The sequence below is a fragment of the Phytohabitans kaempferiae genome (genome assembly GCF_042433955.1).
Lineage (GTDB): Bacteria > Actinomycetota > Actinomycetes > Mycobacteriales > Micromonosporaceae > Phytohabitans > Phytohabitans kaempferiae.
Map to the genome: position 1 here is coordinate 380,201 of NZ_JBHLUH010000009.1, position 12,621 is coordinate 392,821.

The 12,621-nt window shown below is 72.2% G+C and carries 13 protein-coding genes; 3 read left to right on the forward strand and 10 right to left on the reverse strand.

The genetic code is table 11. The features are described 5' to 3' along the window. Position 1 precedes the first annotated feature (1 nt). The 4 genes from ACFFIA_RS08410 to ACFFIA_RS08425 are packed head-to-tail and all read right to left on the reverse strand — an operon-like array spanning position 2 to position 3,499. On the reverse strand, positions 2-787 hold the full coding sequence (locus ACFFIA_RS08410; RefSeq protein ID WP_377248050.1) for an SDR family oxidoreductase: 786 nt from the start codon (positions 785-787) through the stop codon (positions 2-4). A 32-nt stretch (positions 788-819) separates the two neighbouring features. Then, a complete protein-coding gene (locus ACFFIA_RS08415) occupies positions 820-1,872 on the reverse strand; it encodes an NAD(P)H-dependent flavin oxidoreductase (protein WP_377248301.1) in 1,053 nt (350 codons plus the stop codon). A 5-nt stretch (positions 1,873-1,877) separates the two neighbouring features. After that, the gene (locus tag ACFFIA_RS08420) at positions 1,878-2,660 is read right to left on the reverse strand and encodes a CoA-transferase subunit beta (protein WP_377248053.1); all 783 of its coding nucleotides are present in this window, start codon (positions 2,658-2,660) and stop codon (positions 1,878-1,880) included. Further along, positions 2,657-3,499 carry a CoA transferase subunit A gene (locus ACFFIA_RS08425; protein ID WP_377248056.1) on the reverse strand — a complete coding sequence of 281 codons (843 nt, stop codon included), beginning with the start codon at positions 3,497-3,499 and terminating at the stop codon, positions 2,657-2,659. Before ACFFIA_RS08425 ends, ACFFIA_RS08420 begins: the two co-directional genes overlap by 4 nt. 132 nt (positions 3,500-3,631) lie before the next feature. Between ACFFIA_RS08425 and ACFFIA_RS08430 the strand changes: the two genes are divergently transcribed. The 3 genes from ACFFIA_RS08430 to ACFFIA_RS08440 are packed head-to-tail and all read left to right on the forward strand — an operon-like array spanning position 3,632 to position 6,494. Continuing rightward, entirely contained in the window at positions 3,632-4,222 is a 591-nt protein-coding gene (locus tag ACFFIA_RS08430; protein ID WP_377248059.1) for a TetR/AcrR family transcriptional regulator, read from the forward strand. A 12-nt stretch (positions 4,223-4,234) separates the two neighbouring features. After that, the gene (locus ACFFIA_RS08435) at positions 4,235-5,458 is read left to right on the forward strand and encodes an ABC transporter permease (protein WP_377248062.1); all 1,224 of its coding nucleotides are present in this window, start codon (positions 4,235-4,237) and stop codon (positions 5,456-5,458) included. Beyond that, complete coding sequence (locus ACFFIA_RS08440; protein ID WP_377248065.1) at positions 5,445-6,494, forward strand: ABC transporter permease; 1,050 nt, start codon at positions 5,445-5,447, stop codon at positions 6,492-6,494. The genes ACFFIA_RS08435 and ACFFIA_RS08440 overlap by 14 nt, the downstream gene beginning before the upstream one ends. Before the next feature lie 147 nt (positions 6,495-6,641). On the opposite strand, the gene ACFFIA_RS08445 is transcribed toward ACFFIA_RS08440, so the two are convergent. Genes ACFFIA_RS08445 through ACFFIA_RS08470 form a run of 6 tightly spaced genes read right to left on the reverse strand, consistent with a single transcriptional unit; the run spans position 6,642 to position 12,553 of the window. Further along, positions 6,642-7,622 (reverse strand): ABC transporter ATP-binding protein, encoded by a 981-nt coding sequence (locus tag ACFFIA_RS08445; protein WP_377248068.1) that lies wholly within the window; start codon positions 7,620-7,622, stop codon positions 6,642-6,644. After that, the gene (locus ACFFIA_RS08450) at positions 7,622-8,620 is read right to left on the reverse strand and encodes an ABC transporter ATP-binding protein (protein WP_377248071.1); all 999 of its coding nucleotides are present in this window, start codon (positions 8,618-8,620) and stop codon (positions 7,622-7,624) included. The genes ACFFIA_RS08445 and ACFFIA_RS08450 overlap by 1 nt, the downstream gene beginning before the upstream one ends. After that, entirely contained in the window at positions 8,617-8,922 is a 306-nt protein-coding gene (locus tag ACFFIA_RS08455) for a muconolactone Delta-isomerase family protein (RefSeq protein ID WP_377248074.1), read from the reverse strand. Before ACFFIA_RS08455 ends, ACFFIA_RS08450 begins: the two co-directional genes overlap by 4 nt. After that, positions 8,922-10,526: an FAD-dependent oxidoreductase gene (locus ACFFIA_RS08460; RefSeq protein WP_377248077.1), complete on the reverse strand. Its 1,605-nt coding sequence runs from the start codon at positions 10,524-10,526 to the stop codon at positions 8,922-8,924. The genes ACFFIA_RS08455 and ACFFIA_RS08460 overlap by 1 nt, the downstream gene beginning before the upstream one ends. Before the next feature lie 43 nt (positions 10,527-10,569). Further along, positions 10,570-10,890 carry a DUF4286 family protein gene (locus tag ACFFIA_RS08465; protein ID WP_377248080.1) on the reverse strand — a complete coding sequence of 107 codons (321 nt, stop codon included), beginning with the start codon at positions 10,888-10,890 and terminating at the stop codon, positions 10,570-10,572. Positions 10,891-10,948: 58 nt separating this feature from the next. Then, positions 10,949-12,553, reverse strand: a complete 1,605-nt coding sequence (locus ACFFIA_RS08470) for an ABC transporter substrate-binding protein (protein WP_377248083.1) — start codon at positions 12,551-12,553, stop codon at positions 10,949-10,951. Positions 12,554-12,621 lie beyond the last annotated feature (68 nt).

A 12,621-nucleotide genomic window follows, 5' to 3' on the forward strand; every position in this document is an offset into this window, starting at 1 on the left:
CTCAGGCTCGCTGGCTGCTCACCGACACGACCTCGCCGACCAGGTACGACGCGTAGTCGCTGGCGAGGAAGACGATGACGTTGGCGACCTCCCACGGCTCCGCCGCCCGCCCGAACGCCTCGCGGCCGGCCAGGTCGGCGAGCAGGGCCTCGTCGGTCACCTTGACGAGGTTGGCGTGCGCGGCGATGCTCGGGGCGACCGCGTTGATCCGCACGCCCGCGGTGGCCGCCTCGACGGCGGCGCAGCGGGTCAGCGCCATGACGCCCGCCTTGGCCGCGGCGTAGTGCGCCTGGCCGCGCTGGGCGCGCCAGCCGAGCACCGAGGCGTTGTTGACGATCGCCCCCCGGCCGCGCGGCATCATGTGCCGCAGCGCCGCCCGCGTGCAGCGGAACGTGCCGGTGAGCGTGACGTCGAGGACGCGCAGCCACTGCTCGTCGGTCATGTCCACGACGTCGGCGGTGCCGCCGAGGCCGGCGTTGTTGACCAGCACGTCGAGGTGGCCGAAGCCGGCCACGACCGCGTCGACCATCTCCTGCACCTGGTCTTCGACGGTCACGTCGCAGGGCACCGCCAGCGGTCGCTCGCCGGCCAGCTCGGCGAGCTGGTCGGCAGCCTCGGTGAGGCGCCGCTCGTGGCGGTCGCTGATCGCGACCCGGGCCCCCTCCTGGACGCAGCGGCGTGCGGTGGCGAACCCGATGCCGGTGCCCGCCGCGGCGGTCACCAGGACGGTGCGGCCGTCGAGCAGCCCGCGAGCCGGCGGCGGCTCGGGCGAACGGGGGTCAGACACGAAAGCAGTGTAGCAAGCGCTTGCTTGTTTACCTAGGGCGTGCCGGGGGCGAGCCGGTCCAGCGCCGCCTCCGCCTCGGCCATGATCCGGGCGACCAGCTCGGCACAGCTCGGCAGGTCGTCGACCAGTCCGGCGACCTGGCCGGTGGCCAGCACGCCCAGGTCCGTACGGCCGTCCACCATCGCGGCCCGCAGCAGCGCCGGTGTGTTCGCCGCGAGCAGCACCTGCCCCCAGGTCAGCTCCCGGGAACGGCGCATCGCCACGCCCTCGGCCAGCATCGCCCGCCAGGTGGTACCGGTGGAGCCGCGGAACGCCGCCGCGCTGCGTACCCCGCGCAGCAGCCGGCGGACCGGCCCACCGCGCCGCAACTCCTCCACGAAGCCGGTGCGCAGGACCCGTTGCGGCACGCCGTCCAGCGCCGTGGTGACCACCGTGTCGGTGAGCGTGGCGGCCAGGTAGTGGCGCTTGACCTCGTCCGGTACCGGGCTGTCGCTGGTCAGCAGAAACCGCGTGCCCATCGCGATCCCGGCGGCGCCGTACGCCAGCGCGGCCACGAGCCCCCGGCCGTCGAAGAAGCCGCCGGCCGCCACCACCGGGATGTCGACGGCGTCGACCACCTGCGGCAGCAGCAGCGTCGTGGGTACCGGCCCGGTGTGCCCGCCGCCCTCACCGCCCTGCACCACGACCGCGTCCGCGCCCCACGCAGCCACCTTCTCCGCGTGCCGGCGGGCGCCGACCGACGGGACGACCACCACGCCGCCGTCCTTGAGCCGCGCGATCAGCTCGGGCTTCGGTGCCAGCGCGAACGAGGCGACCCGCACCCCGTGGCGCAGGAGCAGGTCGACCCGGTCGGCCGCGTCCGGGGCGTCGGCGCGCAGGTTGACGCCGAACGGCTCCCCGGTCAGGTCGCGGATCCGCGCGATCGCCGCGTCCAGCTCGGACCGGCCGAGCGTGGCGCCGGCCAGGATGCCCAGCGCGCCGGCGTTCGCGGTCGCGGCCACGAGGCCCGGGTCGGAGACGTACCCCATCCCGGTCTGCACGATCGGGTACCGGACCCCGAAGAGGTCGCAGAGCGGGGTACGCAGCCGGCTCACCGCGGCACTTCGGCGGCGCGCCGGTCGCGGGGGTCGATGACGGTGCGGATCAGGTGCAGTTCCTCCTCGGTGGGGAGCCGCGTCGTCGGTACGTCGTCCGGCACGTGCAGCGCGAAGCCGGTCGCGTCGCGCACCTCCTGGACGGTCACGCCGGGATGCACCGAGGCCAGCCGCATCCGCCGGTCCTCGGTGGCGAAGTCGAGCACGGCCAGGTTGGTGACGACGCGGCGGATCTCGTGGCGCGCGGTCACCGGCGGACCGGCCTCGGCCGCCCGGTCGTACCCCACGCCGCTGACCATGTCGACCCGCTCCACGAAGACGCGGGGCGCGTGCCTCGGTACCCAGTAGCTGCACGGATGGCAGACCGTGTTGCCCGGCGCCCCGCGCACGCCCAGCAGCTGGGCCCGGGGCCGGCGGTAGTCGCCGATCGCGGAGATGTTCGCGTTTCCGTACTGGTCGATCTGGCCGGCGCCCATCATCGCGTGCCGGCGCCCGGCGGCGACGAGGTCGAAGATCGCCCGGAACGGAAGCCAGCCCTCGATCACCGTCGGCTGCTCGTCGACCGCCCAGATACCGGCGCCGAGCAGCGCCTCGCCGTCGGAGAGCAGCAGCTCCGGCTCGAACGTGGCACGGGCCAGGCGGGCACCGACGGTCGGCACCACACCGAACGAGCTGGCCAGTATCTCCCCGTCGCCGCGCCACACCTCGGCACAGGCGACCGCACAGACCTCGGCCCGCGTCGCCGGGGCCTGTTGTGCCTTCCCCGCTCCGCCGCTCATTCGGCCACCGCCTTCTGGTAGGCGTCCTCATCGACGTCCAGATACGTCTCCCGGAACCGCGCCCAGGCTTCCGGATCGTCGGCCGCGGCCACGTACTCGCGCTGGAAGCCCTCGTCCCGGCCGTAGTCGGGCGCACAGGAGGTGAAGTGCGCGCCGCGCGGGGCGTGCACCACGCCGCGGACCATCCAGCGCTGGATGCGCATGGTCGACAGCGCGCCGGCGGCGCCAAGCTCCTCGGTGGGCACCACCTGCTCGCAGGAGAGGTACGCCCGCTCGGCGGCCGCGCAGAACAGGTCGTCGAAGTAGGGGTCCGGCCCGAGTATCTGGCCGTTGCCGGCCTGGTCGGCCCGGTTGACGTGCACGAAGGCGGCATCCAGCGGCAGCGCCGGCACCGCGACCAACTCCTGCCCCCCGTACGGCGAGACGACCGTGCGCAGCTCCGGGTTGACCCGCATCACATCCGAGCCCAGACCCGCCCGGGACGGCAGGAACGGCAGCCCGGAGGCCGCCGCGTACAGGCCCCACCGGAGCATGCCCTCGTCAAGCTCGGTCACCTCCACCGTGCCGGCCTGCCGCGCCGCCCGGAAGTGCGGCTCCAGCGGGATCGAGTCCAGCGACACGAAGCCGTACACCAGGCGGCGCACCTTCCCCGCCGCCAGCAGCAACCCCACGTCGGGACCGCCGTAACTGACCACGGTCAGGTCACCAAGCGCCGACCGGGCCAGGGCGCGGACCAGGGACATCGGCTTGCGTCGGGAACCCCAGCCACCGATACCGATGGTCATTCCCGAGGACAGCTCGCCGACGACCTCGTCGGCCGACATCCGCTTATCAGCCATCACCGATTACCATCCCCATGCCTCCGGCCGGTCAGCCCGGCCGAACCATTCGACGCCGCGACCTTACCAAGCGCTTGGTTGGCGAAGCTAGTCCCGCGGCGTACCATCAGATCGACCCGAGAAGGAGGGACAGTGGCAGGAGCGAAGGGCCGCCGGGACCACATCCTGGCCCAAGCCGCGGCGCTGTTCGCCAGCAAAGGCGTGGCCAGCACGACCGTCAGGGAGATCGCCGACGAGGTCGGCATCCTGTCTGGCAGTCTTTACCACCACTTCGAGTCCAAGGAGGCGATGGTCGACGAGATCATCTCGTCCTACCTCGAAGATCTACGCGGGCGATACAAGAAGGCGCTCGCCGAGGCGACCGATCCCCGTGCCCGCCTGCACGCTGTGATCAAGGCCTCGCTCGAGACGGCGGCCGCGCATCCGCACGCGACGGAGATCTACCAGAACGACGCCAACTACCTGCGTGGCCTCGACCGCTTCGCCTACCTGAAGAACGTCGGCCGCGAGGTGCAGAACACCTGGCTCGGCGTGATCCAGGCGGGCATGAACGACGGCACGTTCCGGTCCGATCTCGACGCGAAGATCGTCTACCGCCTCATCCGCGACGCCACCTGGCTGTCGGTCCGCTGGTTCAAGCCGACGTCCAAGTACCCGCTGGAGAAGTTCATCGACGACTGCACCTCGACCTTCCTGGACGGCCTCGCCGGCCCGGGACACTGACCGGCCCCGCCGATGACGACGGGCGGTGACCTCCTCGACGAGGCGAAAACACCAGCGGCGACCGCCGCGCCGGCGCGCGTCCGTGCGCGCCGGCGCGCCCGCGCGCGGACGGTGTTCGGCCGGCTGGTCCACGTGGCGGTCGTTCTGCTGCTGGTCAGCTTCGTCACGTCCCTGCTGCTGGTGCTCGTACCGGGCGACCCGGCGATCACCGTCGCCGGCACCGACGCGACGCCGGCCGAGATCGCCCAGGTGCGGGACGAGCTCGGCCTCGACCAGCCACCGCTGGCCCGATACGGCCAGTGGATCTCGGACGTGGTCCGGGGCGACTTCGGCACCAGCCTCTTCCCGCCCCGCCAGAGCGTCACCGAGGCGATCCTCTCCCGCCTGCCGGTGACCATCGAGCTGACGCTGGTCGCGATCGGGCTGGCACTGCTGATGGCCGTACCGCTGGCGATGCTCTGCGCACTGCGTCCGGGCGGCCGGATCGACCGGGTCGTGGGCAACATCGCCTCCGCCGCCATCTCCATCCCCAGCTTCCTCGGCGCGCTGTTGCTGATCTTCCTGTTCGTGTTCCGGCCGGAGCTGGTCCGCACGGTGCTGCTGGCCGGAGCGGTGGCGATCGCCGCCTGGGTCGCCTGGTCGGCGCTGCGCCGCGCCCGCACCGAGATGGCCGAAGACCGGCGCGGCACGCTCGCCCGCGCGGCGCTGGTCGCGGCCGCCGTCCTGCTCGCGGGCGCGCTGCTGTACGCGTTCTGGCCGGAGTTGCCGCGCCAGGGCTTCGTGCGCTGGACCGACCCGGAGGGCATCGGCGGCAACCTGCGCAGCATCTTCCTGCCGGCCCTGGCACTGGCGCTGCCGGAGGGCGCGGTCTTCCTCCGCGTGCTGCGCAGCGACATGATCGGCACGCTGCGGGAAGACTTCGTGCTCGCCGCGCGGGCCAAGGGCATGTCGACCCGGCACATCCTGCTCCGCGAGGTGCTGCGCCCGTCGTCGTTCTCGCTGATCACGGTGGCCGGGGTGAGCCTCGGCCGGCTCTTCGGCGGCGCGGTCGTGGTGGAGGCGATCTTCCGCCTGCCCGGCATGGGCACGCTCGTCGTGCAGGGCGTGACCAACAAGGACTTCCCGGTGGTACAGGGCGCCGTGCTGGTGCTGGCGACCATCTACATCGGGCTCAACCTGCTCATCGACGCCACGTACGCCTATCTCGACCCGAGGATTCGCCGTGTCCGCCGTTGACGCTCCCGCCGGCCCCGCGCCGGCCACGACGGCCGCCGCCAGACGTGCGACGCGCCCCTGGTGGCTCATCTCCCTGGCGGCGGTCGCCGGCCTCGCCGCGACGTACGCCGGCGCGGTCGACCTGGCCGGGTCCACACCGGTCCGCGTCGTCCTCGTCGTCGCCGGGCTCTGGATCCTGCTGCGCGCGACCGACGCGGCGCTGCAACGCCTCCGCCCCGGCACCGACACCGGCCTGGTGCTCGCCTCCGCCTGGCTCCTGCTGATCGGTGGCGCCGCGATCGCCGCCGACTGGCTGCCGATGGCCGAGGGGCGCGACATCGCCAAGACGCTGACCACGCCGACGCTGCTCCGCCCCGACCTCTTCTCCGCCCATCCGCTCGGCACCGACCGGCAGGGCCTCGACCTGCTCGCCGAGATCGTCTACGGCGCGCGGATCTCGCTGGTCGTCGGCTTCGCCGCGGTGCTCGTCGGCACCCTCGTCGGCGGCACGATCGGGCTGCTGGCCGGCTACTACCGGGGCTGGCTCGACCGGGTCGTCGCGGTGGTCGCCGACTCGATGCTCGCGTTCCCGCCGCTGGTGCTGCTGCTGGCGCTCGTCGCCGTGCTCCAGCCGAGCGTCCGCAACGTCACGATCGGCCTGTCGATCCTGATCATCCCGACCTACATCCGGCTGGTACGGGCCAACACGCTCACGTTCGCGCAGCGCGAGTTCGTCACCGCGGCCCGGGCGCTGGGCGCGCGCGACCGCCGCGTGATCCTGCGTGAGATCGCGCCCAACGTGGCGCTGCCGGTCGCGTCGTACGGCTTCGTGATCGTCGGCGTGCTGATCGTCGCCGAGGCGTCGCTGAGCTTCCTCGGGCTGAGCGTGCAGCGGCCCAACCCCACCTGGGGCAACCTGATCGCCGCCGGGCAGAGTTCGTTCGCGACCGACCCGCACCTGGTCTTCGTACCGGGCACGGCCCTGTTCCTGACGGTCTTCTCGCTCAACCGGGTCGGCGAGCGCCTGCGCCGCTCCTGGGATCGCAGCGCCCGCTGAGCGACACGGCCACGCGAGGGCGAGCGCCTGCGCCGCTCCTGGCACCGCAGCGCCCGCTGAGCGACACGGCCACGCGAGGGCGAGCGCCTGCGCCGCTCCTGGCACCGCAGCGCCCGCTGAGCGACACGCCCGCGCGGGAGCGGGCGGCTACGCCTCGGCCAGGTGGCAGGCCACGTACTGGCCCGGGGCCACCTCGCGGGTCACCGGCGTCTCCGTGGCGCACCGGTCCACCGCGAGCGGGCAGCGCGTGCGGAAGTAGCAGCCGCTCGGCGGCGCCAGCACCGACGGCAGCTCGGCCTTGGCCCGGTCGCCCGGCGGGCGGTCCGCCGCCGCGCCCGGCACCGACTCCATCAGCAGCCGCGTGTACGGATGCGCCGGCCGCTGGAAGACGCGCTCGGTCGGCCCCACCTCGCAGACCCGGCCGAGGTACATGACCACGACCCGGTCGCAGATGTGCCGTACCACCGACAGGTCGTGCGAGATGAACAGCAGCGACAGCCCGTAGCTGGCTTTGACCGAGGCGAGCAGGTTGAGGATCTGCGCCTGCACGGAAACGTCCAATGCGGACACCGGCTCGTCGCAGACGATCAGCTCGGGCTCCAGCACGAGCACGCGGGCGATGCAGATGCGCTGGCACTGCCCGCCGGAAAACTCCGAGGGGCGCCGCGAGCCTGCGGTCGCCGGGTCCAGGCCGACGTCGTCGAGCGCCTTGGCGACCCGCTCGGCCACCTCCGCCCGCCCACCGCCGCCCCGGATCACCAGGCCCTCGGCGACGATGTCCCTCACGCGGCGGCGCGGGTTCAGCGACGAGATCGGGTCCTGGAAGATCATTTGGAGGCGGCCACGAAGCTCGCGCATCCGCTCGAAGGAGAGCGCGGTAACCTCCACGCCGTCGAAGTGCACCGAGCCCCGGCTCGGCGCCGGCAGCCGCAGGATCGCCCGCCCGGTGGTCGACTTGCCGCAGCCGGACTCCCCCACCAGGCCCACGGTCTCGCCGCGCAGCACGTCGAACGAGACGCCGGAGACCGCGCGGACGACGCCCTCCTTGGTGGGGTAGTCCACCTCCAGGTCGGTCACCCGCAGCAGGGCGGCCCCGTCGCGCAGTTGGGCGTCGCCAACCCCGGCCATCAGGCGCCTCCCGCCGTGACTGTCGACAAAGGATGGTGGCAGGCCGCGGCGCGCTGCTCACCGGTGACGGCCAGCGGCGGGGCGGCCTCGCACGCGCTGTCGGCCCGCGGGCACCGGGGCCCGAACGCGCAGCCGGAAGGGAGCGCGTCCAGCCTCGGCGGACGCCCCTCGATCGTCCGGAGTGGACCCTGGCTCGGCTTGTCGACGCGGGGGATCGAGGCGAGCAGCGCGCTCGTGTACGGATGCGCCGGCGCCCGCTGCAACTCGGCCGCCGGCGAGGTCTCCACGAACCGGCCGGCGTACATCACCGCCACACGGTCGGCGTGGTCGCCCACCAGCAGCAGGTCGTGGCTGATCAGGATCATCGCCATCCCGCGCTCGCGGCGCAGCCCGTCGAGCAGGTCGAGGATCTGCCGCTGCACGGTCACGTCGAGCGCGGTGGTCGGCTCGTCGGCGATGAGCAGCCGCGGGTCGCAGGAGAGCGCGATCGCGATGGTGACCCGCTGCCGCATCCCGCCGGACAGCTCGTGCGGGTACTGGCGCAGCCGGCGCACCGGGTCCGGGATCTCGACCCGCTCCAGCAGCGCCACACTGCGCCGGTGCACCTCGCGGCGGCCCAGCCCCAGGTGGTACCGGAGCGGGTCGGCGAGCTGGGCGCCGATCGTACGCACGGGGTTGAGCGAGGTCATCGGGTCCTGGAAGACCATCGCCACGTGCGTGCCCCAGAAGTGCCGCGCCTCCCGGCGTGAGCGGTGCCGCAGGTCGCGCCCCTCGAAGTGGACGGCCGAGCGCTCGCCCAGCCGCCCGCCGGCCGGCAGGATGTTCATCAGCGACCGGACCAGCATCGACTTGCCGCTGCCCGACTCGCCCACCACACCGAGCGTCTCGCCCCGGTCGAGCGTGAAGGAGACATCGTCGACCGGGCACACCTCGCCGGCCGGCGAGGTGAGGTACACGCTCTGGTGGCTCACGTCGAGCAGCGGCGCGGCCGTGGTCATGCCGGTGGTGGCTCGGACAGCGGGTGCGCGGCCAGCGGGGTGACCTCGATCTTCAGCCAGTCGAAGAGCGGCAGGGACTCCAGGTCGGCCTGGAGGGCCGCGACGGTCGGCGCGACCCGGATCGACACCGTGCGGTACGGCGCGCCGGGGATGCGCCAGATCTGCCGGATGGCGCCCGAGCGGGCCAGCTCGAAGCCGCGCTCGCGCTCCTCCCGGTAGAGCCGGGCCCGCTCCTCCGGCGCGAGCCCGACCACCGGCCGCAGCTCGGTCGTCACCAGAAACTCCAGCAGCGGCTCGGCCATCAGATCGCCTGCCCGATGGCGTACCCCATGGTCATGCCGGCACCGAGCGTGGCGCCGGCGCCGGGATAGGCCGGGCCGAACACGCTCGCCGCGACGTTGCCGCAGGCGTACAGGCCGGGCAGCGGTCGCTCCGACGCGTCGAGCACCTGCCCGTCGCGGTCGACCACCGGTCCGCCCTTGGTGCCGATGCAGCCCAGGTGCAGCTCCACCGCGAAGTACGGGCCGTCGCCGAGCGGGCCGAGGTTGCGGTGCGGCTGGTTGTTGCGGTCGCCCCGGTACCGGTCGTACGTCGATTCGCCGCGGTGGAAGTCGGGGTCGACGCCCTTGGCCGCGTTCTCGTTGAAGCGGGCCACCTCGTCGGCCAGGCCGGCCTCGTCGACGCCGATCGCGCGGGCCAGCTCCGCCAGCGTGGCCGCCTCGAAGACCCAGTCCGGCTTGGGCGCGTCCGGCGTCAGCGTGCCGACCGAGTACGAGGCGCGGTACTTCGCGTCGAAGACCAGCCAGCACGGCAGGTTCTCGTACTCGTACGACACCGGGTCGAAGTGCGCCAGGGCCTTGCCGAAGTCGTTGTAGTTCATCGCCTCGTTGACGAAGCGGCGCCCCCGGCGGTTGACGATCAGGCTGCCGGGCAGCGTACGGATGCCGCTGGTGGTGCGGTGCAGCGGCTTGCCGTCGTACGTGTCGCCGACCACGTCGAGCATCGGGCACCACCACGCCTCGGTCATGTTGCCCAGCGCGGCGCCGACCGACATCGCCATCCGCAGCCCGTCGCCCTCGTTCGCCGGAGGGCTGCCGGCGGCCCGCATCGGGACGCCGAGGAAGCGGTCGACGTAGGTCTCGTTCCACTCGAAGCCGCCGCTGGCCAGTACGACGCCGAGCCGCGCGGCGATCCGCTCGGGACCGTCCGGCCCGTCGGCCACCACGCCCACGACCCGGTCCCCCTCGCGCACCAGCTCGCGCGCGGGGGCGGCGGTGCGCACCTTCACGCCGTGGCGCAGGCACGCCTCCAGCAGCTCGCCGATCAGGGCCGCGCCCATGCCGACGACGTGGTTCTTGGTGCGCTCGGCGATCAGCGCCCAGTCCCACCGGTCGAGCGTGTCCATGCCCCACTCGTCCAGCTCGTGCTTGGTGATCGGCACGGTGCTGTGCGTACGGCGCAGGTCGGTGCGGGTCTCGCCGAGCCGCTTGGAGTCGTAGAGCCCGACCTGGATGGTGCGCCCGCCGGACCGCGCGCCGGCCAGGCCGGGCTGGTAGTCGGGGTGCTCCATGTTGGGCGTGAACTCCAGGCCGGTCTCGCCCTCCAGGAAGTCGAGCATCGGATTGACCGTGTCGACGTACCGGACCAGCAGCTCCTCGGGGACCCGGTCGAGCGTGAGCGCGCGCAGGTAGGCCAGCGCGTCCTCGCGGTCGTCCCGCGCGCCCACCTTGGCCGCGTACTTGTTGGCCGGCGCCCAGATCGAGCCGCCCGAGACCACGCTGGTGCCGCCGAAGACCGGCGCCTTCTCCAGCACCAGCACCGTGCGCCCGCGGGCCGCGGCGCTGAGCGCGGCGGTCAGGCCGCTCGCGCCCGACCCCACGACGACCACGTCGAAACTCTCCGCCATCAGCCGGCCTCCCGAATGCCGCCGTACCGCACTTCTCGCATGATCATGACTCCGCGGTCGCCGCCGCGTCGGGTTTCAGGTCGACCCAGACCGCGCGGTTCCAGTCCTTCCACCGCGCCATGATCGACTTGCTCCACTCGGAGGGCTCCTGGCGCATGTACGCCGGAGTGGTCGCCGCCTCCGGCGTCTCCAGCTCGTAGATCACCAGGTACCTGGCCTCGTGGTCGTGCGCCCGGAACCGCCGGGCGCTGACGAAGCCCGGCGAGGCGAGCTTCTCCGGCACGTGCTCCTCGTCGTACCAGCGGTTGAACTCTTCGTCGTCGGCCGGGTCGATCTCGACCTGGACGATGAGGACGGCTGCCATGCGATGCCTCCCGACTGTGCCGGTCCCTCCCGCCGTCGCCGGCGGGAGGGACCTCGCTTCACTTCTCCAGGAACGCCTTGTCGAACAGCAGCACGTTGCTCGCCGACGACTTCATGCCGCGCAGTTGCTTCGAGTAGGCGATGAAGTTCTCGATGCCGGCCAGCACCGCGACGCCGGGGTCGGTCTGCCACGCGGTCTGGATCGCGCCGAGTGCCTTCTTCTGCCCCTCGACGTCCGTGGCCGCCTTGAGGTCGGCGATCGCCTGGTCCACGGCGGGATTCTTGTAGCCGAGGTAGTTCGACTGGCTGTCGCTGCGGAACTGGTCCAGCCCGACCCACGGGTTCTCGTCGTTCACGTTCAGGCCCCAGCAGGAGATGTTGTAGTTGCTGGTGGTCAGCACGCGGGTCACGAGGTCGGAGAGCTGGAGGTTGCCGGTGAAGTTCACCTTGAACCCGGCCTGGGTCAGCTGCGCCTGGACGACAAGAGCGGTCTCCTGCCGTACGGGCGAGCCGTCGCAGGCGAAGTCGACCGAGCCGTCCCAGCCCTTCTCCGCCTTCACCTCCGCGACGAGCGCCGCCGCCTTGGCCGGGTCGTGCGCCACGCCCTTCTCCCCGAGTGCCAGCGGGGAGTTGGCGTGGATGAGGTCGGGCGTGGGCAGGCCCTTGCCGCTGTTGGCCCGCTGGTCGATGAGGGTCGTGTCGAGCGCGAGCTGGATCGCCAGCCGCACCCGGGGATCGGTGGTCGGAGGGTTCGAGCCCTGCACGCCGGAGTTGAGCGCGAGCGCCTCGCCCGCGTTCTGCACCTGCGAGTAGCCGGTGTAGCCCGCCTCCTTCGCCTGGCCGATCACCATTGGCTCGCGCAGGAAGCCGAGCTGGATCTCGTCCTGCTGGAGCGCCTCGTACGTGGCCGCGGCCCCGCTGATGAAGACGAACCGCAGCTGCTCGATGCAGACCGGGCCGCCCCAGTAGTCGGTGCGCGCCTTGAGCACGATCTCCTCGCCGGGCGCGTACTTCTCCGGGACGAACGGGCCGACCCCGGCTCCGGTCGGCATCTTGTTGAGCTCGTCGGGACTCATCGAGGCCACGACGCGGGGGTTGACGATCATGCCGGTACCGCCCGCGAGTACCGCCGGGAAGCCACCGAACGGCGACGTCAGCTTGATGTTCAGGGTGAGGTCGTCGACCGGGTCGGCGGAGGCGACGGTCGCCGCCAGCGAGCGCGGGGTCGCGTTCGTACCGGTCTTGGTCCGCTCGATGTTCGCCTTCACGTCGGCCGCGGTGAGCGTCTCACCGTTGCTGTACTTGACGTTTGGGCGAAGCTTCAGGACCCAGTTGAGATTGTCTGCCGTGGACAGTGATTCCGCCACCTGCGGCACGACCTTGCCCGACTTCTGGTCGTAGCGCATCAAGGTGTCATAGATGGCGGCCAACTCGGTGTCGCCGGTGCGGCCGGTGCCGCCGGTGACCGTCGGGTCGAGGCCCTTTGCCTCGGAGAGCACGCCCATCGTCACGCTGCCGCCGACACGGTCGGCGGTGCAGGTCGCATCGTTTTCAGTTGGGTTTGAAGGGTTGGCCGTCGTTTCTGTGCCGCCCCCGCCGCATGCGGCGAGCAGGGTGCCGGTCAGTACGAATGCAGCCAAGGTCTTGGTTCGAAGCACGCTCATGCTGGGCTCCTTGGACCGCTGCGTGCCGCGAAGTTACCAACAAAGCGCTTGCTTTGTCAACGAGCCGT

Bases quoted from the DNA above. Each gene is read 5' to 3' on its own strand.
- ACFFIA_RS08420 (WP_377248053.1), bottom strand. From the start codon at position 2,660: ATGAGCGGCGGAGCGGGGAAGGCACAACAGGCCCCGGCGACGCGGGCC.
- ACFFIA_RS08425 (WP_377248056.1), bottom strand. From the start codon at position 3,499: ATGGCTGATAAGCGGATGTCGGCCGACGAGGTCGTCGGCGAGCTGTCC.
- ACFFIA_RS08435 (WP_377248062.1), top strand. From the start codon at position 4,235: ATGACGACGGGCGGTGACCTCCTCGACGAGGCGAAAACACCAGCGGCG.
- ACFFIA_RS08445 (WP_377248068.1), bottom strand. From the start codon at position 7,622: ATGGCCGGGGTTGGCGACGCCCAACTGCGCGACGGGGCCGCCCTGCTG.
- ACFFIA_RS08450 (WP_377248071.1), bottom strand. From the start codon at position 8,620: ATGACCACGGCCGCGCCGCTGCTCGACGTGAGCCACCAGAGCGTGTAC.
- ACFFIA_RS08455 (WP_377248074.1), bottom strand. From the start codon at position 8,922: ATGGCCGAGCCGCTGCTGGAGTTTCTGGTGACGACCGAGCTGCGGCCG.
- ACFFIA_RS08460 (WP_377248077.1), bottom strand. From the start codon at position 10,526: ATGGCGGAGAGTTTCGACGTGGTCGTCGTGGGGTCGGGCGCGAGCGGC.
- ACFFIA_RS08465 (WP_377248080.1), bottom strand. From the start codon at position 10,890: ATGGCAGCCGTCCTCATCGTCCAGGTCGAGATCGACCCGGCCGACGAC.
- ACFFIA_RS08470 (WP_377248083.1), bottom strand. From the start codon at position 12,553: ATGAGCGTGCTTCGAACCAAGACCTTGGCTGCATTCGTACTGACCGGC.